Origin of the sequence: Sedimenticola hydrogenitrophicus (assembly GCF_029017505.1) — a bacterium.
Classification (GTDB): domain Bacteria; phylum Pseudomonadota; class Gammaproteobacteria; order Chromatiales; family Chromatiaceae; genus Sedimenticola; species Sedimenticola hydrogenitrophicus_A.
On sequence record NZ_JAQGEI010000014.1, the window covers coordinates 18,857 to 38,835 of the forward strand.

The following is a 19,979-nucleotide window of genomic DNA, read 5'->3' on the forward strand; positions in this document are numbered from 1 at the left end:
CTGAGACTGGAGAAAACGAATCCCGCATGACTACCGCTGAAACCAAAGAAAGGGCCCGTCTGGGAGCGTGTCAGACGAGCATCCGCAACGCGCTTGACCAGATCGACACACGGCTCAACGACTACGCGCGGGAAATCCAGACCCGCAAGGAGTACCTGTGGGAGGCCCGGCGTGACATGGATCACATCGAGAAGATCGCGGTGCGCCAAACCATCGAGCAGACCCTGGATTCCGCCGGGGTGCTCAAGGCCCAGCAGCAGAAGTTGCACAAGCTGATGCGCTCGCCCTATTTCGGCCGCTTCGATTTCCACAAAAGCGGCGAAGCGAATAGTGAATCGGTCTACATTGGCGTGCACCATTTCCGTGACGAGGTCGCCCGCGAAACCTTGGTCTACGATTGGCGCGCGCCGATTGCGTCCATGTTCTACGACTACGAGACCGGCCCGGCGCGCTACCAGGCCCCGGCGGGCGAGGTCGAGGGCCAACTGACGCTCAAGCGCCAGTTCCGCATTCGTAACGGCGAGCTGGAGTTCGTGCTCGAATCGGGCGTCCACATCGTCGATGATGTGCTGCAGGAAGAACTCAGCCGCGCCAGCAATGACGAGGGCATGAAGAACATCGTCGCCACCATCCAACGGGACCAGAACGCCATCATCCGCAACGACGACGCGCATACCCTGATCATCCAGGGGGTGGCGGGTTCCGGTAAGACATCAATCGCGTTGCACCGCATCGCCTACCTGCTTTACCGCTTCAAGGACACGCTCAGCTCCGACGACATCCTGATCATCTCGCCCAATCGCGTGTTCGCCGCCTACATCGGCAACGTGCTGCCGGAGTTGGGCGAGGAACAGGTGGCCGAGATCGGGATGGAAGACCTGGCCGATGAGCTGCTTGATTCCCAGTATCGCTTTCAGACCTTCTTTGAGCAGACCACGCAGCTTTTGGAGAAGAACGATGAGGCGCTCAAGGCGCGCATCGCCGCCAAGGCAACACCGGATTTCCTGCGCCAGATCGATCGCTATGCCGAAGAAATCGAGAAGAGCTCTTTCCAGGCCGCCGAATGGCGCACCGGCCGCAAAATCGTGCCCGACTGGTTCTTCGCCGAGACCTGGCAAAAGCATCGCGGCGTGGGGCTCACCGAACGCATCGCCCGCATGGTCAATGCAACCGAGAGCCAGATCGGCATTCACTACAACTACGATCTGCGCACCGACGAGCGGCAATCGCTACGCGAGACCATCCGCGGCATGGTGCGCAAGATGACCTTGCGCCAAGCCTACCAGGGCCTGTACGAATGGATGGGACAGCCGGAGCTGTTCAAGCCCGCCGGCGGCAAGCTCGAATACGCGGATGTGTTTCCACTGATCCACCTCAAGATGCGCCTGGAGGGTGTCCGAAATCCCCGTTCAGCGGTGAAGCACCTGCTGATCGACGAGATGCAGGATTATACGCCCGTGCAATACGCCGTTCTGGGCCGGCTGTTCTCCTGCCGCAAGACGGTACTCGGCGATGCGACCCAGTCGGTCAATCCCTACAGCAGCTCCACCGCGGAACAGATCGGCCGGAGTCTGAAATCCGCCACCGGCGTCAAGCTCACCAAGAGTTTCCGCTCAACATGGGAGATCATGCAGTTCGCGCTGGCGATCTCGCCAAACCCGGAGCTGGAGGCCATGAAGCGGTACGGTGAGGCACCACGGGTGGTGAGTTGCAAACGCCCCGCGCAGATGATCGAGCGTATTCGTGACGAGATCGAGGCATTCCGAGCATCCGACCACCACAGCTTGGCGATCATCGCCAAGACGCAGAAGCAGGCGAACCGGCTGCACAAGTCACTGGTGGACACCGGCGTCGAGGCGCGCCTTCTCGCTGCCGACAGCGCCGGCTTTTCCAATGGGTTGATCGTCTGCACGGCACACCTGGCCAAGGGACTGGAGTTTGATCGTGTCATCGTCGCTGGCGTGAGCGCGAGCAATTACCACACCGAGATGGATCGCAACCTGCTGTACGTGGCCTGTACCCGCGCCATGCACCGGTTGACCCTGACCTGCGTTGGCGCACCGGCAAGTTTCATACCGCAGAGGGCGGATGCGGCGGCTTGCGCAGCAGAATGACATCCGTGCCGATAAAGTCGGCCTCGCATCCATTTCGGCCGGCCCACCAGGCGAAAGTCTCGAGGGAAAAAAAACAGACATGGGTCGGGTCGAGTTTATAATGCCAGTTTGCGAAGGCGCCCTGATCGCTGACCAGCTTGGTCATCAATCCCAACCAGCCGCCGGGCCGGAGCAGATTCCATAGCCGCGTCAACACCTCGCCCGGTGCGTACAGATGCTCGGCCACCTCGCTGGCGGTGATAAAATCGTAGGTCCGCTGCAGCACGCGGCCATCCGGGGCGTAGAATGGATCGTAGATGGCCATGTCATAACCCGCCTCGGCGAACATCAACGACAGGGTCGGCCCCGGCCCGCTGCCGAAGTCCAGCCCCCGTGCCGGCGGCGCCACCCTTTCTCGCATGGGTTCGAACAGCCGCGACAGAAATCGGCGGTATCCCGGGTCGCCCGGGTCGTTGTCGTGCAGGTCGTAATGCGCCTTCTCCACCGTCGGTGACAAGCGATAGGCGGGCGGCACGAACACCAGCCGGCAACGGCCGCATTGCCGGTAGGGCCGGCGCTCGTCCTGGTGATAGAAGACCGTGTGTCCGTGGCGGCATAATGGACAGGGCATGGGCAATTATTTCTCCATGGTTACGGCGTAACATTATATCATTCCCCTCATGGCCTACCGTTTTCTGCACCTCACCGGCGTTCAGCAATCCGCTCAGCAACGATATACACCGCCTCCAGCTCGCTGCACCCACACTCGCGCATAATGGCCGCCCGTTCCACCTTCTCATGCTTCTCGGTCATCGCAAGGGCGAGTGACAGTGGTGGCGGCACATTGTGGAACAGGGCTTCCAGGTTGTCCGAGAGCACCACGCCCTCCACGTAGTGGTGGATGACTCGGTGGTGCGGGAATAAAATATGGTGAGGATGCGGGGTGGTTACAGTGTAACCACTCGTTGGCGGCTACTTACGATTTATCGAATGATGGTAATGGCCAACTCAGTTACCTGGTTGACGATGGCAGGAGGCGCTTTTTCTATCAACGTCACATCCCTGCTCTCAAAGTCCAGTGACTTCATTTGATGGATCAGAACAGCGCCCTGGGTTGACAGACCCTTGAGAACCACCTCGAGCTTCATGCCTCTGATGGTACTGGTGATGGGCGCCACAATGGCAAACCCGGTATGTTGATTGAACAGCTTCCGGGAAATGACGAATGCCGGTCGGCGTTTCATGATTTCCTTGCCGGCACTGGGATCAAAGTCGAGCCAAACGATGTCCCCTTTCTCAGGGATATACATCAAACTTCCTTACCGACGGGCGCAGCGTCGATCCACTCCCTGTCTTCATCCGTAATGCGGAAGCACTCTTTCGGGCTCTCGGCCAACAGGGCTTCCAAGGTGAGTTCCTCCTGGATGGGGGTCAAGGTGATCTTGTTGTCCTCGATGGTCAGGTCAAGTTTCGAACCCACATGAAGCCCTAAGGTTTTCACGATGGCCTTGGGGATGCTTACAATATTCGCGCCCCCTGATTGACGTACGACAACCGATGTCATGATGATTCTCCAGCTAACTAATGTTTTACGATTATATAACATATGATTTGTTTTACAATAGTAAAACATCGAGTATGGACAGCCCGTATTCCATACATCGGTCGGTAGAGCGGTCACGAAGGGTACTGAACAGGCCGGGTGGTTACAGTGTAACCACCTCCCTATCGCGCGTCCTGTGTAGCCCCCCTGTTTTTTATCGTACGTGATATATTGCGTGTATTGGCGCACTGCGCATCTTGATTTATCACGTACGGTAACTTTTTATTGCCGCCAGCTGATCCAGATGCTATTTTTTACCGTACGGTATCTTTATTGAGAGTACAGCCATGGCGCAGGATGACATCACTTATGGAACGGTCCAGACCGCCGAGGAACTCGGCCGCCTGGTGCGCACCCATCGCAAGCAGCGGCACCTGACGCTGGAAACCGTCTCCGGCCTCGGTAATTTGAGCACACGTTTTCTGTCGGAATTCGAGCGCGGCAAGGAGACAGCCGAGATCGGCAAGGTCCTGAAGGCGCTGCGCACGCTGGGTCTGGAGGTGATTATCCAACCGCGCGGCCAGGCGGGTGCACGGGGCCGTTCCGGCAAGGTCGGCGGGGGCATCTTATGAGCGATCCAGATGTGTTGAATGTTTGGTACGAGCAACACCTGGTTGGTGTCCTCCAGCGTAACCCGGTCGGAGCCGTGGGTTTTCACTACGATCCCGACTGGATCTCGGGCGGCGGCTTCGCGGTCTCCCGTTCCCTGCCGCTGGCAACGCGGGAATTTGCTCCTGAGGAAGGCAGCGCCCAGCGCTGGTTTGCCAATCTGTTGCCCGAGGGTGGAGTGCGCGAGCACATCGTTCGCGACCTCAAATTGCCAAATACCGATTTCGACCTGCTGCGCGCCATCGGTGGTGAGTGCGCCGGCGCGCTTTCAATCCTGCCCGTTGACCGGCAACCATCGGGACAGCGGCACTACCATGCACTCACGGACAAGGAGCTGGCTGACCTGGCAGCGCGGCGGGGGCAGAGCTATGCGTCCTGGCCGGCAGACGAGCGCCCGCGGCTGTCGCTCGCCGGCGCCCAGGACAAGTGCCCGGTGTTCCTGCGCGGCGATCGCTACTCCCTGCCCCAGGGCGAAGCGCCCTCCAGCCACATCCTCAAGTTCGAGCTGGCCGACTACCGCAATCTGCCCGCCTATGAGACCTTCACCACCCAACTGGCTGCGGCCATCGGTTTGCCGGTCGTGAACATCACCCTGCGGTCAATCGGACAGACCCGCTATGCGCAGATCACCCGCTATGACCGCATATGGGATGAACACGGCGAGGTGCAGCGACTGCATCAGGAGGATTTTTGTCAGGCCCTGGGCTACGGGCACGAGAAGAAATACCAGGAACACGGCGGGCCATCCTTCGCCCAGTGTTTCCGTCTGCTGCAAGAAGTTTCCAGCGAGCCGGCCATCGACACGCAACACCTGCTACGCTGGCAGATTTTCAACGTGCTGGCGGGCAACTCGGACGGCCACGCCAAAAATCTCTCTCTACTGCATCTGCCTGATGACACGACGCGTCTGGCACCGTTCTATGATCTGGTGTGTACCCGCGCCATCGCGCGCATCGGCTACCATCTCGCCTTCAATGTGGGTGGTGAGCACAATCCCAGTGTGATCATACCCGCCCACTGGAAGGCGCTTGCCCAGGCGTGCGACGTGCGGCCGCAATTCCTGGACAATCTGGTGCGTGAGACTGCGGCGGGTTTGCTGGAAAAGCTCGGGACGGTACGGGAGGTATTTGAATCTCGTTACGGCGCCTACCCAGCGTTGCAGCGCATTGAACGGGTCGTCACCACACAGTGCCGGCGTAGCGAGAAACGGTAGGGCTGCGGTGTTTGAGGGACACGGCAACCGACAGATTGCATATTCCGGCCCAACCTGAACACCCATTCCGGTTCAACGTGAACACCTGTTCTGATTGAACGTGAACACCCATTCCGGCGCAAGCTGAACACTTTTTCGGTTTTTCCGGAATCGGTGTTCACGATCCCGGAATCATCGTTCACGTTCAACCGGAATATTTTCCAACGCATTGTTTTTCAACCTTTTTGGTACCCTATCTCGCTTTTGGGGGAGAGGCCATGCCTGCGAAGAGGACTGCAATGCGAAAAATCCGAGATATTCTGCGCTTACGGCTATCGGCCGGGTTGTCGATCCGTGCTATCAATGCCAGCACCAAGGTCAGTGTCGGGGCCATCCAAAAGCTGCTGACTCAGGCCAAGGCGCTGGAGCTTGACTGGCCGTTGCCGGCCGAGCTCGACGACAGCCAGCTGGCCCGGCTGTTCTATCCCGAAGCCGACACCCGCGTCTCCTCCCGCTATCAGGCCCCCGACTGGGCGAGCATCCACCAGGAGCTCAAGCGCAAGGGGATGACCAAGCAGTTGCTGTGGGAGGAGTACACCCGGCAGTACCCCAACCGCTGCTACAGTTACTCCCAGTTCTGCGACCGCTACAATCACTGGCGGGGGCTGCAGAAACGCTCCATGCGCCAGAGCCATCGGGCCGGCGAGAAGTGCTTCGTCGACTACTGCGGCCAGACGGTGCCCATCATCTGCGCCGACACGGGGGAGTTCCGTACCGCCCAGGTCTTTGTCGCGGTACTCGGTGCCTCCAACTATGATAACCGAAAAATGGAGCGCGGATGGCGCGCCTCCAGGGCGGCGACGGCGTCACCCCGGATGCAGCCGCGACCAGGCCCGGCGGCCTGGTCGGCCGCAGCACTCCTATGTGCGGCATCGAACAGACCCGGCCTGACCCTGCAACTAAGCTTGCATATGAGCCTCAAAAGGATTTCGGTATGGATTGGGATGTGATTGAACGCCATTGGAAGCCGTTCAAGCGCAAGGTGGAACGGCTATTGAACAATCTCAGCGACACGCACCTCGACGCGCTTTTTGCCAGGCGCGTTGACGGCACCACCAGCGACCGCATCGGCCGGCAGGTCGGCCGCATTGGCAGCAGCAAGACCAGGCAGAGTGCCCGCAGCGTCGCCGCCGGTGAGATTGGGTCCGGCAACTCCCCGGCTGCCACGGTCCCGGCCGCGACTACCGTGCTTTTCGTGGAACAGGAGCCCGGTGTTTCCGGGCTGATCCAGGCGGGACTTGCCGGCGCCCAAGGTAGCGCGTTCCATGTCGAAAGGGTGACGCGGCTCGCCGACGCGCTGCAACGCCTGGCCAGGGGGGGTATCGAGGTGGTCATGCTTGACCTTGCACTTCCCGATGGCCAGGGTCTCGAGGTGTTCGACCAGGTGACCGAGGCCGCGCCAAACGCCCTGGTTTTTATCCTGACTCCGGCAGGCGATGAAGAGCTGGCGCGCCAGGCCGTGCAGCGTGGCGCGCACGACTATTTCCTCAAAGGCCATGTAGACAGCCACTGGTTGTCGCGTACCCTGCGTTACGTGTTTAACTACAAGGCCACCCGGGAAGCACTGCTGAGCAGTGAGGCGCGCTTCCGCGCGATAAGTGATGCTTCCCCGCTGGGTATCTTCGTCTCCGACGCCCAGGGGAGTTGCGTTTATACCAACGCGGCCTACCAAAGCATCAGCGGGCTGAGTTTCGAACAGACGCTGGGCACGCGTTGGAGCATGGCGATTCACCCGGAGGACCGGCAGCGCGTGATCGACGATTGGCGCGCGGCGGCACTCAGCAATGCGCCGTTGCGGGCAGAGTTCCGCTTTCAGCGGCAGGATGGGAGCGTGGTGTGGACGCGCGTCAACAGCGCCGCCATGGGCGACGGCGCGGCGCCGCACGGTCATGTGCAGACGGTCGAGGATGTCACCGCGCGCAAGGCGACGGAGTTCGGGTTGCGGAAGGTGGAAGAGGCCTTATTCGTGGAGAAGGAGCGCGCCCAGGTGACGCTCAACTCCATCGGTGACGCCGTGCTGTGCACCGATCTCCTCGGCAACGTCACCTATTTGAACCAGGTGGCGGAGACCATGACCGGCTGGTCCAGCGAGGAGGCACTGGGGCGACCCTTTGCCGAGGTATTCAGGATCATCGACGGCAAGACCCGCCAGACCGCCGTGAATCCGGCGCAGCGCGCCCTCGACGAGGACAGGACCGTGGGCCTCGCCGCGGATAGCGTGCTGATCCGCCGCGACGGGTCCGAGTCCGCCATCGAGGACTCCGCCGCGCCCATCCACGACCGCGACGGTAAGGTCAGCGGCGCGGTGATTGTCTTCCATGACGTCAGCCAGTCGCGAGCCATGGCGTCGAAGATGGCCCATCTGGCCACGCACGACATTCTCACCGGCCTGCCCAATCGCGCGCAGTTGACGGAACGGCTCGCCCAGGCCATCGGGCTGGCCCGAAGGCACGGCAAACAGGTCGCGTTGCTGTTTCTGGATCTGGATGATTTCAAACGCATCAACGACTCGCTGGGGCACCCGGTCGGCGACCGGCTGTTGCAGTCGGTTGCGGAACGCCTGCTGGCCAGTGTGCGCAGCACGGACATGGTATGCCGCCAGGGCGGGGACGAATTCGTGATCCTGCTGGACGAGATCGAGCATCCGCGGGGTGCCGACCTGGTTGCGGATACCCTGATCGCCGCATTTGCCGCGCCGCATGTCATCGATGGACAAGAGCTCAGTGTCACCATGAGCATCGGCATCAGCGTGTATCCGGGCGACGGCAACAACGTGGAGGCGTTGATAAAGAACGCGGATACCGCGATGTTTCACGCCAAAGCGGGCGGCCGCAACACCTACCAGTTTTTTAGCACCGACATAAACATCCAGGTGACTCAGCGTCTGGCCGTGCAGGGCCGCCTGCACCGCGCCCTGAAGGAGCACGAGTTCCTGCTGTACTACCAGCCGCAGATCAACCTCGCGTCAGGCGCAATGACCGGCGCCGAGGCGCTCATCCGCTGGCAGGATCCGGAGCTCGGACTCGTATACCCTGGAAATTTCGTGGCGATTGCCGAAGAATACGGACTCATCGTGACGATCGGCCGCTGGGCGCTGCGCGAAGCCTGCAGGCAGGTGCGGGCCTGGCAGGTTGCCGGTCTGCACGTCGTGCCCGTGACCGTCAATGTTTCCGCAATGGAGTTCAGGCACGAAGGGTTCATCGAGGGCGTCGCGCAGATCCTACGGGAGACCGGCCTGGAGCCGGGCCTGCTGGAGCTGGAACTGACCGAAACTGTCCTCATGCACAACGCCGAGTCCTCGGCTACTGTGCTTAACGCGCTCAAGGCCATAGGCGTGCGCCTGGCCATCGATGACTTCGGTACGGGTTATTCGAGCCTCAGCTATCTGAAACGCTTTCCGATCGACACCCTGAAAATCGATCAGTCCTTCGTGCGCGACATCGTCAACAACTCGGATGGCGCAACCATTGTGAGCGCGGTGATCGGCCTGGGCAAAAACCTCAAGCAACGGGTCATTGCCGAGGGGGTGGAGACACCCGAGCAGCTTGCATTCCTGCGCGATCAAGCGTGCGAAGAGGGACAGGGCTTTCACTTCAGTCACGCCGTGCCCGCCGCGGCCTTCGCACAGCTGCTTGAGAGCGGACAACGCTGGTGAGCGAGCCGCATTTCTAAGCGCAATTCTACCGCGGCCGGAATCTTCAGGCTCCTAGCCCAGCGTCCGGGCGTAGCTGGCTTTGTCGGCTGCGTAACACCCGCAGGAAGCGGCCTCCAGGCCGCGGCGGTCGAGAATTCTGATATCGCCGCGGCTATAGCGGATCAGCTCGCGATTCTGTAGCGAAGTGGCGGCCTTGGTGACACCGACGCGCCGCACCCCCAGCATGTAGGCCAGGAATTCATGGGTGATATGAAACGTGTCGGAGTGCGCGCGATCCTGCGTCATCAGCAGCCAGCGGGCGAGGCGCGCCTCCACCACATGAAAGTGGGTGCAGGCAGCGGTCTGCGCGAGTTGGCCCAGCACCACGTAGAGGTAACGCTTCAATTCCCGTTGCAGAGCGGGGGTCTGGTCGAGCTCGCGCCTAAACGGCACGGTGTCCATGCGCAGCGCCTGGCCGGCGCCCAGTACGACGGAGCGCAGCGGCGACACATCCACCCCGAGCAGCAGGGAGATCCCCAGCATGCCTTCATCGCCGACCAGCCCTAGCCCTACTTCCAGGCTGGCGCGACTGTCGATCGGCGCTACCAGGGAAATGAAACTTTCGGTGGGGAAGTAGACGTGACATATGCGCTCGCCGGGTTCGGCCAGGACGTCGGCAAACGCCAGCTCGACCGGAGCGCAGCCTTCCAGAAAACGCTCGCGGTGTTTGCGCGGCAAGGCCGCAAGCAGACGGTTGACGGCAGGGACGGGGCTGTTGTTGGGCATACAAACTATCCTGATTTGTCGACTTGGCGGTGCAATACCTATAGCCAATACGGACCAGGGACGATGGCCGCCCGAGGATGGGTACTCCATACTATGGGCTGAAATCGTGCGCTGTCCGGACGCCAGCGCACATAAGTCACCCGCCGGGCGCCACCTGTGTACGCGGGGGCACTGAACATTGCGCTGAAGTCGGTGCTACTCATTGTCCGTCGAGGCGCGGGATGCCGCGATTCCGACGGGCAAGATGCATATGACTCAGACAATGCAGATAACGACCCGCAATGCCAGAACGCAGATTACGCCAATGATCAGCGATCGAAACTAGCCAGATTGAATCGACCCGAGTTTTAAGGTGGTTCCAAACCTTGAGCGAATGGAACCGAATCAAACGCGCTATAGCTTGCCCAGCAGCAACAGAATAACCACGATTGCCAGCACCAGCCCAAAGATACCGCTGGGCGCATAACCCCACCCACGACTGTGCGGCCAGGTTGGAATCACGCCAATGAGCAACAGAATCAGCACGATCAACAGAATTGTTCCTAATGACATTTCACATCTCCCAGGTAAGGTGAAGCGAACCAGTGTCAGGAAATGCCCTGGCAACACACCAAGCCAGCTTACCCCGGCAAACCGGCGCCCTTGTTCCGACAGTTTTACCCGTTTGCTTTTTCGAGGTGGCGTTGCCTGACCAGACTAGATGGCGACCGGCCTTGACTGCGGATGTCATCGTCCATTTCCTTATAGCTAATGTCACTCAGACGAAGGCCCTCGTCTGTACGATGCCGCACATAAAAAGATGATGCCTATGCGTGTATTTTCAGCCGGCAAGGATTGATGGCAGATGTCGGCATCGAGGGCACAAAAATCTCCCGAATCAATCCATAAACCAACAAGGTGACGGAGGCAGCTCCCCGTCAACCCTGCAACCTGCGTCTGCCAAGCCTGGCCGACCGTGACGCGACGGCTGTAACCGCCAGCACAACCACACCGCTTACTACAACTGCGCGTTTTGTCCCGGCGGCCCGCATGAAGGGTTGCTGCCATGTGCCGCTCAGTATTTGCATTACCTACCGTGCTCCGGTATTGAGCGTCAAATATTACTTATTATCGCCCTGCGCCGTATCCTTGATGGCCTCACCGGCTTTTTCGATCTGATCTCCAGCCCGCTCCGCCGCATTGTCGATACTCTCGCCGGCTTGCTCCGCCGGGCCCTGTTTCTCGCAACCGGGGAGCGCTACAAGCAACGCACTTACCACCAGGGCTGCGCTGACGATCTGGACTGGTTTCATGATTCATACCTCTTGTTGAACGACTTGAATTGCAATGAGAGCAACTATGCCGGTCATTTTCACTATGGGATCAGAACGCTGCGCGACTGCAACGCACCAGCCGGTCAGGGCGGGCGCATCGCAGATCGATCATCATTCATCATTTGTCATCGTCCTTGTTGACCTCGTGACCGATGATGCCACCAACGGCGGCACCGCCGACGGTTCCGACCGTGCTGCCGCCGGTAAGAACGGCCCCGCCCACGGCGCCGACACCGGCGCCGATAGCGGTGTTTTTGTCCTGTGTCGACATACCGGAACAACCTCCCAAACCGAGCAGCATTGCTGCGGCAACTGCACTGAGCGCGTATTTCTGTATAGTTTTCATTGGATTACCTTTTCCTGAAGCATTGCAGTTGCGCGGCGTCGTAACGGATCAAGTGCGGCTTGCAAGCATCGCACTCCGCTACAGCGAACACACCTCGCATGCTGGCTCCGACAGTCCCAGCCTACAGTGGGAGCACCTCGTCGTCTGTCTGCTGGCGTACATACCCGGAACGTGGGTGCACCCCGGCCGTGCCACATACACCGACCTCCCGACTGGCGTCTCTGCGCTGTCGCGCACACACACGAAATAGAGGGTATATACTGGTCTTATTACCGGCAGCACCCGATTCCGCCACGTCCGTGAGGAAGCTTGATCGCAGCCAGAAGCTCGGAGTTCGCCCATGCATGACCCACACGGCCCCTGTCAGAACCACCTGCTCACCTCCCTCCCGGAGGAGGAGTACGCGCCTCTGATCCCGTATCTTGAACTGGTCCCGATGCCGCTCGGCATGGTGCTCTACGAGTCTGGCCACGAGTTGCGTCATGTCTATTTTCCCACTACGGCCATCGTCTCCCTGCTCTACGTCATGCTCGATGGCGCATCGGCCGAAATCGCCGTGGTCGGCAATGAGGGGATCATCGGGGTCGCCCTGTTCATGGGCGGCGAAACCATGCCCAACCGGGCCGTCGTGCAGAGCGCCGGCCATGCCTATCGTCTAAAGGGACAACTGCTCAAGCAGGAATTCAATCGCTCCGGCGAGCTGCAGCATCTGTTACTACGTTACACCCAGGCCTTGTTGACCCAGATGGCACAGACCGCGGTGTGTAACCGGCATCATACACTCGACCAGCAACTCTGCCGCTGGTTACTGCTGAGCATCGACCGCCTGCCCTCCAACGAATTGGCCATGACCCAGGAATTGATCGCGAATATGCTCGGCGTACGCCGCGAGGGTGTCACGGAAGCAGCGGGCAAACTGCAGAAGGCCGGCCTGATCAGGTATCAACGTGGCCACATCACGGTGCTCGACCGCGCGGGGCTGGAGGCGCGGGCCTGTGAGTGCTATGCGGTGGTGAAGAAGGAATTCGACCGTCTGCTCCCGGAGGTCGGCATCTGCTGACCCGGTTGCTCGCGTGCCGGGTCACCATGAACCCCGGGCATTCCTGGAGACTGCTTCCCGCGGCTGTTACACGGCCGACAATGCCAGCCACACCGGGAATAATGGGTTAGCGTGGCAAGTCGCGCAAGCGGGCGTCGAACTCCGCGACGCGATCGAGCAGTTCGAGTACCAGCGCGGCACCGGAAAGGTTCACGCCGGGGTCGCGCTGCCGTTGCTGCGCGATGCGGGTGTGCCGCAGGCTGCAGGATTTTAGTTGGGACTGTCCCACATCACGTCACATTCCGCCTTTGCCGCCGCCTTGAGCAATTCGATTAAAGGCAAGGCGCGGTGCGGGAGAGTGACGGCTGGTTCGTCGTCCTCTGCATCCGCCGTCTCCGCTTCAGGCGACCTCTTTTCTGCCGCGATCGCCACCTGCAGACGTGCCAGTGCCGCCGGGACATCCTCTGCAAGCAGAGCGCCGGGCACCGTACCGCTGTGCCCCATCAGTTTGAGCAGGCAGAGTGCCACGTCACCGAACATCGTTATATCCGCGTAGGCTGGAGAGGAAAAGGTGACTAGCATGATTAGGACCTCCTTGATGCTCGCGTTATAGGCAGCCGCCTCGCGTCCGCCGGTTTACCCTTCCTGGCAAGGCAGGCAACCCAAAGGATAGTCGCTGTATCAGCGAACGTCACTCGGGGATGACCAGCCGCCGGCGCATTCACCTGCATAGTGAGTGAGAAAATCGAGAAACGCCGGCTCCGGCAAGGGCCGGCTGTAGTAGTAGCCATGGAAGATATGGCAACCCTCCCGCTGCAGCAGCTGCGCCTGGGTCCGTTTCTCCACCCCCTCCGCCACCACGGTCAATCCCAGGCTGCGGCCCATGCCGATGATCGCCTTGACTATCGCCTTGTCATTCTCGTCCACTTCAAGATCCCGGACAAAGGAACGATCGATCTTCAGTTTGTTGATGGGCAGTTGCTTGAGGCTGCTCAGCGATGAATAGCCGGTGCCGAAGTCATCGATGACGAGCCCCAGCCCCCGCTGTTTCAGACGCGCGAGCGCCTCGGCCACCGGCTTTGATATCTCCATCACCAGGCTCTCGGTAATCTCCAGCTCCAGGGCGTCCGGCGTCAGACCGGCGTCGGCCAGCACCTCGGTGATCAGTTGCGGTAGCGACCACCGACTGGCCGGTGGGAGACCGGTGGGTGAACCATTACGGGATCGGCCGGTCTCACCAGGGGCGGCAGGCATATCTGCCGCACTGCGTCCCCCGGTCCGGAGAGAACCGCCCCATGGCATGTACCGACTATTGCACCCGCCGCCGCTGCCGTCATCTGGCGCTGCTGCTGGTGCTGGCGGTCGCCATGCTGCACGGCCCCACCACCTGGAGTGGCATGCTCTCCCCGGTGAATCCAGGCATACAGGCGACAGCCGCGTCCGGGGATACGGACTGCTGTCCCGGGCTCGTCGGGTCCGCCACGGCCGCCTGCGTGCTTTGCCTCTCCGCTCCCCCCGCCCAGGGATGGGATAGTCTGCCGATGCCATCCGGGGGTGCTGATTTCCAGCGCCTGGACCACCACCTGATTCAACGCGTCACCGTACCGCCCCTGCGCCCACCCATCACCGGCTGATCTCCCCTCACTGCCACCCCGGTTACCGGGTCCGTCGACGATGGCGCCGCCCTCGTCGATCCATTGTCATACTGGAGATCCATTGTGAAGTATCGCTATCTGATTCCCCTCGGCTTGTTCCTGCTGATGGCCGCATTGCTCGGTCGCGGCCTGTTTATGAACCCACGCGAGGTCCCCTCGGCCCTGATCGACAAGCCGGTGCCCGCGTTTGATCTGCCGACCCTGCGCGATCCCGAAAAACGCTTCACCCAAGAGATGTTCAACGGCAAGGTTGCACTCTACAACGTCTTCGCCAGCTGGTGCACCGCCTGCCGCTATGAACACCCGCTGTGGATGGAGTTTGCCCGGGAAGGCGAGTACCCGCTGTATGGCTTCAATTACAAGGACCGGCGTGAAGACGCACTGGCGTGGCTGGCCGAACTGGGCGATCCCTACGTGGAGATCGCTTACGACTTTCCGGGACTCAGCGGCATGGACTGGGGTGTCTACGGGGTGCCGGAGACATTTATTATCGATAAGTGGGGGACGATCCGCTATAAGCAGATCGGCCCCATCAGCCGCGAGATTCTTGACCAGACCATCAGACCCCTGCTCGCCCGACTGCGTCAGGAGACAGGCGCCCCGGCGATGCAATGATTCCTCCCGCCCCCGGCCCGATAATGCCGGCCGGGGAGCGGGTTGGACAGGAAACCGTCCGCGGATCAGGGCCTGGAAGGAAATGGCTCTGTCCAAGTTACTTGTTGGTGTTGATGTATTTTGGTGAATCACCCGTAGGAGCGGCTCCGCCACGAACAATGCCGTGATTTTGTAGGAGCGCCTCTGGCGCGAAGGCTTTTCGCGGCAAAGCCGCTCCTACAGGTCGAGGGATTGTTACGCCGTGGTACACATCCCAGGAGCGGCTCCACCGTGAAGATTGTAGCCAAAGTCGCTCCTGCAAAAGCACCACCCTCGGGCAACACCTAACTGGTACATAGCCAAAGAAATAACGGTTACAGGTTGCTTAGGGCTCGCGCAAGAATAATTCCGCAGTACCGAGGGCGTCACTGGGCCATGTCGGCAAGGCACGCTTTGCAGGCAATGGCCGCTCCCTTGCCAACAAGCGTAACGCCGCCGACGGGGTCCAGTGGCGACCGAATACCGGAACTTATTCTTGCGCGAACCCTTAGCCCGGGGATCACCCCCCGGGCTGCGTTCGGGTCAGTTATCCTGGCCGGATGATGGACCGGGTTTGTCGGCGCCGCCGGCGCCCTGGCAGCCCGACTGGCCGTGCCCCTTGTGCAGGCACATCCCCATCAGGCACATCACCGCACAGGGCGCCAGGGCGAGGATCAGCGGGGCTGCCCCGGCCGCCACCAGCCACGCCCAGTTGAACCAGGCTCCCAGTCCCAGCAACACCGCGCCCAACACCAGTTGAACCCGTCGTTGCGACAACCCGTGCCGCAGCAGCAGATAAAGATCACGTCGGAGCGGACGCCCTGCATTATTAATCATGGCTTGCCGCCCTGCCCGGCGGCTGGTGACACGGCGGCTTCCGGGGCGCTATTCAACAGGGCCATCTGATGACCGATGCCGGTGATGGGAATCTCGCCGACAAGTTGCAGATCACGCTGACTCACCACCCACAGCTTGGGGTCCCTGCGGCTGGAGACATAGATCTTTCCCGTATCCTTCACCGTGACCAGATGGTAGGGGGCGGGCCCGAGCGGCAGGGTGCGGATGACACCCGTCGCCAGCTGAATCGCCGCCAGCCTGTTTGCCCCCATTACCGACACATAGAGCTGGCTGCCGTCATCGGATATATCGAGACCGTGCGGATCCTGGCCCACCGGATGGCGACGCACCACCTCCCCGCTGTCGATATCCAGTTCGACCACCTGGCCTGCACCGTTGGCCACCACATACAGGCTCGACTCGTCCGGCGACAGCACCATATGCTCCGGCGCCTGGTCGACCAGCAGATTGCGCCGCACGATCCAGCGGCTGGTATCGATTTCGCTGACCGTGCCGTTACCGGTATTGCTCACCCAGAGCCGGCTGCCATCGCCATTGGAGATGACGTAATTGGCCACCGGACCAGTCGCCACAACACCGGCCAGTTCACCGCTGTCAAGATCGACCACGCTGATGTTGCCGCCGCCCGGGTGGGTGGAGACGCCGTAGCGGCCATCCCTTGTGATCAACGCGTGGTGCACCGGTCCCGGGAGATCGATTTGTCGCAGGATACGCCGGTCGCTGGAGTCGATCTGATAGGCGGTACCGCGCAGGTCGACGCTGCCTGCCATCTGGGCTCCCGCTTCGGCCGCGGGCGCGTGATGGGCGCGGTGTTCATCCTCGGAAATCCCGGCGGGCTTGGGCGGCACCTGCGCCGCGGCACGCATCTCCAGACTGCCGGCATAGAGCCGGTTGCCGTCGGGCGCGGCCGCCAGTCCATGGCTGTTGTTTATGCCGTCGATCTCGCCGACGATCCGATCGATGGCGCTGTCGATAATGAGTACCCGATGCGCTTCACCGGTCGGTACGGCGACGTTGGGAGCGGCGGAGAGACCCAGCGGAGCCAGGGCCAAGGTGAGCGTAGCGGCAGCCGTCACGCAGCTGCGATGCAGAATACAACGGATCATAGTGCTTTCCTTCAATTCTCAGGGAGCGGGCCAACCCCGCTTATCGGCGGCGAACGTCAGCAGGCGTGCCGTTCGCGGTTCACATTCAGTTGCTGAAGGGCGGAGCCGGACCGCCCGAGGACGATCAACCGGCTGCTAGACCGGGAAGGGAAGCAGCAGTTTCCGATAGAGGAGATAGAGCGGAGGACGGGTGAAATCAGCGCCCGGCCGAGTCATGGGGAACCGGGCTTCCACGGTCTCTTGCGGCAGATCAGAATCAGACCAAGCGCGTGCATACGGATCCGGTGCAGCGCCATTCTCATCAGCCATGGGCGTAAGTCGGGAGAGTGTCGGTAACGGGCGGGTCAATCCATCCTGGCAGCGCAGCGTGCGATGGTCGGGTAGATCCTCGGCGTGAAGCGCGCGCTGCCCGGTCGCCGGCGCCACCCGGTGGCTGTCTGTATTGGTGCACCAGGCGGCTGCCAGGGTACTCGACCATAACCAGAGAAAAGCCAGCAGCACGGCCATTACGCCGTGCCATCGCCGGGGTATTTCTGCTGTAGCGTGGTTGGGTGACCGCATGGGTAATCCGCTAGCGTTACACGACAATGCCGGTAGGGAGGTACTTTCCCATGGCCGGCCCTTTACTAAGGGCTCGCACAAAAATAAGTTCCTGTATTCAGTCGTCCCTGGACCCCGCCGACGGCGTTACGCTTTTTGGCAAGGGATCAGCCATTGCCTGCAAAGCGTGCCTTGCCGGCGGGGTCCAGGAACGCCCTCGGTACTACGGAATTATTCTTGCGCGAGCCCTAAGCTCAGAAGGTTGACCACCAGCGAACACCAGAGTTCACACACCCCGGCCAATCACCTGACGCGCGTCAATTTACCCGCTCAAGTTTCGGAGTTCATTTCACAAAGCCCGAATCGCTGAATTCGTAGGGTGGATAAGCTTGCGCATCCACCATGAATCGGATGGCGGTGGATGCGCTGACGCTTATCCACCCTACAAGTACTGCGAACTCAGACACTTGAGTTTGAACATAATTACCATGCGTGAGGCCAACGTGTTTTTGCAATCAACAGGTTAATCGGCATTTATTGCTGAATTTGAACTCAGAAACTTGAGTTACCCGGATGAGGTCCGCTTCAACGATCGTCCTGAGGACCCGACGTAGAGCGGCAGCCAAGCCACCACAAGCCACCCTCTCCCGTTGCGGGAGAGGGATCAGCCTAGCGCAGTGAGGTCAGGTGACCTCGACCCGCACCATCTCATCACCCGCTTCATCCGACAGGTGCACCGCGCAGGCGATACAGGGATCGAAGCTGTGGATGGTGCGCAGGATCTCCAGCGGCTGTTTGGGATCATGCAGCTGGTGGTTGTCCTGCAACGCCGCTTCATAGGCGCCCGCCTTGCCTGCGGTGTCCCGCGGGCCGGCATTCCAGGTGGAGGGCACCACCGCCTGATAGTTCTTGATCCTGGTATCCTTGATCACGATCCAGTGACCCAACGCACCGCGCGGGGCCTCCATGTAACCCGCCCCCTGGCACTCGCTGGGCCAGGTGGAGGGGTCCCACAACTTGTCGTTGAAGGTCTTGCTGTCCCCGGCCTTGATATTGGCAATCAGATCGTCATACCAACCCTGCATGCCATCGGCCAGAATCTTCGATTCCAGGGTACGGGCCGCCGTGCGCCCCAGGGTGGAGAAGAGTGCCTCGATCGGCAGGTCGAGCTTTTTCAGCGCGAAGCCGGCCAACTCTTTGGTCGGCTCATGTCCCTTGGCGTAGAGCAGCAGCACCCGCGCCAGCGGCCCCACCTCCATGGCGTGGTTCTTCCAGCGCGGCGATTTGAGCCAGGAGTAGGCCTGCTCCACGTCCAGCTGCTTGTAGGGCGGTGTGGGGCCGGTGTAGTTGAGGGTGGTCTCGCCGTCGTAGGGGTGCAGCCCCTTCTCCTTGCCCCCTTCATAGTCGTACCAGGAGTGTTTGACATACTCCTGAATCTGCGAGGCATCGTGCACGTCGACCTCATGCACGGTACTCAGGTCGCGATTGAGTATGACGCCGGCCGGGAACAGAAAACCGGACGGATCGTTCATGCTGGTGGCCGGCAGGTCGCCATAGCACATGAAGTTCCCCAGTCCCTCGCCGCGCTTGAACCAGTCCTTGTAGAACGAGGCGACGGCCAGGGTGTCGGGCAGATAGACCTGGTCCACGAACTGGCGCATCTGGTTGATGATGTCCTGCACCTGGGAGAGCTTCTTGGCATTGATGGCGGAGTCGGAGTTGAGGTCGATGGGCGACGCCACCCCGCCGACCAGGAAGTTGGGGTGCGGATTCTTGCCGCCGAAAATGGCGTGCAGTTTGGCCACGTCGCGCTGCCAGGTGAGGGCTTCCAGGTAGTGCGCCACCGCCATCAGGTTGGCCTCGGGCGGCAGTTTGTAGGCCGGGTGGCCCCAGTAGGCCTTGGAGAAAATGCCCAGCTGACCGCCATCGACAAAGCCCTTCAGCTTCTTCTTCATGTCCGCGAAATAACCGGGTGAGGACTTGGACCAGCTGCTGAGAGACTGGGCCAGTTCGGAGGTCGCCTTGGGATCGGCGCTCAGGGCCGAGACCACATCCACCCAGTCCAGGGCATGCAGGTGATAGAAGTGCATCACATGGTCGTGGATATACTGGGCCCCGATCATCAGGTTGCGGATCAGCTGGGCATTCTTGGGGATCTCATAATTCAGGGCATCCTCGACGGCACGGATGGAGGCCATGCCGTGCACCAGGGTGCAGACACCGCAGATGCGCTGCACGTAGGCCCAGGCATCGCGCGGGTCACGTCCCTTCAGGATGGTTTCGATACCGCGCACCATGGTGCCGGATGAGTAGGCCTGCCCGATCTTGTCGCCATCCATCTGCGCCTCGATGCGCAGGTGGCCCTCAATACGTGTGATCGGATCAACGACAATGCGTTCGCTCATAGCTCTGTTCTCCCATAACCGCCCCGCTTCATGCCGGACGGCGATTCGCGCCAATGGCGCTCCTGCGATCTGTTGTTATGAACCTGCCCCTCGAATGGTTACGGGAG

General features: G+C 60.9%; 20 protein-coding genes and 2 pseudogenes. 8 read left to right on the top strand and 14 right to left on the bottom strand.

From position 1 onward, the window contains the following. Positions 1-26 precede the first annotated feature (26 nt). Positions 27-2,114, top strand: coding sequence for a HelD family protein (locus tag O9K64_RS10380; RefSeq protein ID WP_275097995.1), 2,088 nt, complete (start codon positions 27-29; stop codon positions 2,112-2,114). Here O9K64_RS10380 and O9K64_RS10385 read toward each other — a convergent pair. From O9K64_RS10385 to O9K64_RS10400, 4 genes and pseudogenes are all read right to left on the bottom strand, one after another. Beyond that, complete coding sequence (locus O9K64_RS10385) at positions 2,071-2,724, bottom strand: class I SAM-dependent methyltransferase (protein WP_275097996.1); 654 nt, start codon at positions 2,722-2,724, stop codon at positions 2,071-2,073. The two genes, O9K64_RS10380 and O9K64_RS10385, sit on opposite strands and share 44 nt — an antisense overlap. Positions 2,725-2,795: 71 nt before the next feature. Then, positions 2,796-2,987: pseudogene (locus O9K64_RS10390) on the bottom strand (hypothetical protein); the annotation flags it as partial. A gap of 89 nt (positions 2,988-3,076) precedes the next feature. After that, the gene (locus O9K64_RS10395; RefSeq protein WP_275097997.1) at positions 3,077-3,403 is read right to left on the bottom strand and encodes a type II toxin-antitoxin system PemK/MazF family toxin; all 327 of its coding nucleotides are present in this window, start codon (positions 3,401-3,403) and stop codon (positions 3,077-3,079) included. Then, the gene (locus O9K64_RS10400) at positions 3,403-3,657 is read right to left on the bottom strand and encodes an AbrB/MazE/SpoVT family DNA-binding domain-containing protein (protein WP_275097998.1); all 255 of its coding nucleotides are present in this window, start codon (positions 3,655-3,657) and stop codon (positions 3,403-3,405) included. The genes O9K64_RS10395 and O9K64_RS10400 overlap by 1 nt, the downstream gene beginning before the upstream one ends. Before the next feature lie 326 nt (positions 3,658-3,983). On the opposite strand from O9K64_RS10400, the gene O9K64_RS10405 reads away from it, so the two are divergent. From O9K64_RS10405 to O9K64_RS10420, 4 genes and pseudogenes are all read left to right on the top strand, one after another. Next, positions 3,984-4,268: a helix-turn-helix domain-containing protein gene (locus O9K64_RS10405; protein ID WP_275097999.1), complete on the top strand. Its 285-nt coding sequence runs from the start codon at positions 3,984-3,986 to the stop codon at positions 4,266-4,268. Beyond that, positions 4,265-5,518, top strand: coding sequence for a type II toxin-antitoxin system HipA family toxin (locus O9K64_RS10410; protein ID WP_275098000.1), 1,254 nt, complete (start codon positions 4,265-4,267; stop codon positions 5,516-5,518). The genes O9K64_RS10405 and O9K64_RS10410 overlap by 4 nt, the downstream gene beginning before the upstream one ends. Before the next feature lie 257 nt (positions 5,519-5,775). Beyond that, a pseudogene (locus tag O9K64_RS10415) lies at positions 5,776-6,312 on the top strand (IS21 family transposase); the annotation flags it as partial. 179 nt (positions 6,313-6,491) lie between these two features. Next, positions 6,492-9,212: an EAL domain-containing protein gene (locus tag O9K64_RS10420; RefSeq protein WP_275098001.1), complete on the top strand. Its 2,721-nt coding sequence runs from the start codon at positions 6,492-6,494 to the stop codon at positions 9,210-9,212. Between the two features lie 51 nt (positions 9,213-9,263). On the opposite strand, the gene O9K64_RS10425 is transcribed toward O9K64_RS10420, so the two are convergent. The 4 genes from O9K64_RS10425 to O9K64_RS10445 form a co-directional block, all read right to left on the bottom strand. Continuing rightward, positions 9,264-9,929 (bottom strand): Crp/Fnr family transcriptional regulator, encoded by a 666-nt coding sequence (locus O9K64_RS10425; protein WP_335342272.1) that lies wholly within the window; start codon positions 9,927-9,929, stop codon positions 9,264-9,266. Between the two features lie 441 nt (positions 9,930-10,370). Next, positions 10,371-10,529, bottom strand: a complete 159-nt coding sequence (locus O9K64_RS10430) for a DUF3309 family protein (protein WP_275098003.1) — start codon at positions 10,527-10,529, stop codon at positions 10,371-10,373. A gap of 548 nt (positions 10,530-11,077) precedes the next feature. Further along, a complete protein-coding gene (locus tag O9K64_RS10440; protein WP_260291612.1) occupies positions 11,078-11,269 on the bottom strand; it encodes a hypothetical protein in 192 nt (63 codons plus the stop codon). A gap of 139 nt (positions 11,270-11,408) precedes the next feature. Continuing rightward, on the bottom strand, positions 11,409-11,636 hold the full coding sequence (locus tag O9K64_RS10445) for a glycine zipper 2TM domain-containing protein (protein WP_275098004.1): 228 nt from the start codon (positions 11,634-11,636) through the stop codon (positions 11,409-11,411). Between the two features lie 340 nt (positions 11,637-11,976). On the opposite strand from O9K64_RS10445, the gene O9K64_RS10450 reads away from it, so the two are divergent. After that, positions 11,977-12,696: a Crp/Fnr family transcriptional regulator gene (locus tag O9K64_RS10450; RefSeq protein ID WP_275098005.1), complete on the top strand. Its 720-nt coding sequence runs from the start codon at positions 11,977-11,979 to the stop codon at positions 12,694-12,696. 106 nt (positions 12,697-12,802) lie between these two features. Here O9K64_RS10450 and O9K64_RS10455 read toward each other — a convergent pair whose 3' ends face one another. The 3 genes from O9K64_RS10455 to O9K64_RS10465 all read right to left on the bottom strand — a co-directional run bounded on the left by O9K64_RS10455 (position 12,803) and on the right by O9K64_RS10465 (position 13,929). Next, entirely contained in the window at positions 12,803-12,964 is a 162-nt protein-coding gene (locus O9K64_RS10455; protein ID WP_275098006.1) for a hypothetical protein, read from the bottom strand. Beyond that, the gene (locus O9K64_RS10460) at positions 12,946-13,257 is read right to left on the bottom strand and encodes a DUF1840 domain-containing protein (RefSeq protein ID WP_275098007.1); all 312 of its coding nucleotides are present in this window, start codon (positions 13,255-13,257) and stop codon (positions 12,946-12,948) included. Before O9K64_RS10460 ends, O9K64_RS10455 begins: the two co-directional genes overlap by 19 nt. A gap of 99 nt (positions 13,258-13,356) precedes the next feature. Further along, entirely contained in the window at positions 13,357-13,929 is a 573-nt protein-coding gene (locus O9K64_RS10465) for an EAL domain-containing protein (protein ID WP_275098008.1), read from the bottom strand. A gap of 41 nt (positions 13,930-13,970) precedes the next feature. On the opposite strand from O9K64_RS10465, the gene O9K64_RS10470 reads away from it, so the two are divergent. Both O9K64_RS10470 and O9K64_RS10475 read left to right on the top strand, forming a co-directional pair. Beyond that, entirely contained in the window at positions 13,971-14,309 is a 339-nt protein-coding gene (locus tag O9K64_RS10470) for a hypothetical protein (protein ID WP_275098009.1), read from the top strand. Between the two features lie 84 nt (positions 14,310-14,393). Beyond that, positions 14,394-14,945 carry a DsbE family thiol:disulfide interchange protein gene (locus O9K64_RS10475; protein WP_275098010.1) on the top strand — a complete coding sequence of 184 codons (552 nt, stop codon included), beginning with the start codon at positions 14,394-14,396 and terminating at the stop codon, positions 14,943-14,945. Between the two features lie 561 nt (positions 14,946-15,506). On the opposite strand, the gene O9K64_RS10480 is transcribed toward O9K64_RS10475, so the two are convergent. From O9K64_RS10480 to O9K64_RS10490, 3 genes are all read right to left on the bottom strand, one after another. Further along, entirely contained in the window at positions 15,507-15,800 is a 294-nt protein-coding gene (locus O9K64_RS10480; protein WP_275098011.1) for a hypothetical protein, read from the bottom strand. Next, positions 15,797-16,927: a YncE family protein gene (locus O9K64_RS10485; RefSeq protein WP_275098012.1), complete on the bottom strand. Its 1,131-nt coding sequence runs from the start codon at positions 16,925-16,927 to the stop codon at positions 15,797-15,799. Before O9K64_RS10485 ends, O9K64_RS10480 begins: the two co-directional genes overlap by 4 nt. A gap of 1,223 nt (positions 16,928-18,150) precedes the next feature. Next, positions 18,151-19,872, bottom strand: coding sequence for a nickel-dependent hydrogenase large subunit (locus O9K64_RS10490; protein WP_275098013.1), 1,722 nt, complete (start codon positions 19,870-19,872; stop codon positions 18,151-18,153). Between the last annotated feature and the right edge of the window lie 107 nt (positions 19,873-19,979).

Bases quoted from the DNA above. Each gene is read 5' to 3' on its own strand.
- O9K64_RS10380 (WP_275097995.1), top strand. From the start codon at position 27: ATGACTACCGCTGAAACCAAAGAAAGGGCCCGTCTGGGAGCGTGTCAG.
- O9K64_RS10385 (WP_275097996.1), bottom strand. From the start codon at position 2,724: ATGCCCTGTCCATTATGCCGCCACGGACACACGGTCTTCTATCACCAG.
- O9K64_RS10395 (WP_275097997.1), bottom strand. From the start codon at position 3,403: ATGTATATCCCTGAGAAAGGGGACATCGTTTGGCTCGACTTTGATCCC.
- O9K64_RS10400 (WP_275097998.1), bottom strand. From the start codon at position 3,657: ATGACATCGGTTGTCGTACGTCAATCAGGGGGCGCGAATATTGTAAGC.
- O9K64_RS10405 (WP_275097999.1), top strand. From the start codon at position 3,984: ATGGCGCAGGATGACATCACTTATGGAACGGTCCAGACCGCCGAGGAA.
- O9K64_RS10410 (WP_275098000.1), top strand. From the start codon at position 4,265: ATGAGCGATCCAGATGTGTTGAATGTTTGGTACGAGCAACACCTGGTT.
- O9K64_RS10420 (WP_275098001.1), top strand. From the start codon at position 6,492: ATGGATTGGGATGTGATTGAACGCCATTGGAAGCCGTTCAAGCGCAAG.
- O9K64_RS10430 (WP_275098003.1), bottom strand. From the start codon at position 10,529: ATGTCATTAGGAACAATTCTGTTGATCGTGCTGATTCTGTTGCTCATT.
- O9K64_RS10440 (WP_260291612.1), bottom strand. From the start codon at position 11,269: ATGAAACCAGTCCAGATCGTCAGCGCAGCCCTGGTGGTAAGTGCGTTG.
- O9K64_RS10445 (WP_275098004.1), bottom strand. From the start codon at position 11,636: ATGAAAACTATACAGAAATACGCGCTCAGTGCAGTTGCCGCAGCAATG.
- O9K64_RS10450 (WP_275098005.1), top strand. From the start codon at position 11,977: ATGCATGACCCACACGGCCCCTGTCAGAACCACCTGCTCACCTCCCTC.
- O9K64_RS10460 (WP_275098007.1), bottom strand. From the start codon at position 13,257: ATGCTAGTCACCTTTTCCTCTCCAGCCTACGCGGATATAACGATGTTC.
- O9K64_RS10465 (WP_275098008.1), bottom strand. From the start codon at position 13,929: ATGCCTGCCGCCCCTGGTGAGACCGGCCGATCCCGTAATGGTTCACCC.
- O9K64_RS10470 (WP_275098009.1), top strand. From the start codon at position 13,971: ATGGCATGTACCGACTATTGCACCCGCCGCCGCTGCCGTCATCTGGCG.
- O9K64_RS10480 (WP_275098011.1), bottom strand. From the start codon at position 15,800: ATGATTAATAATGCAGGGCGTCCGCTCCGACGTGATCTTTATCTGCTG.
- O9K64_RS10485 (WP_275098012.1), bottom strand. From the start codon at position 16,927: ATGATCCGTTGTATTCTGCATCGCAGCTGCGTGACGGCTGCCGCTACG.
- O9K64_RS10490 (WP_275098013.1), bottom strand. From the start codon at position 19,872: ATGAGCGAACGCATTGTCGTTGATCCGATCACACGTATTGAGGGCCAC.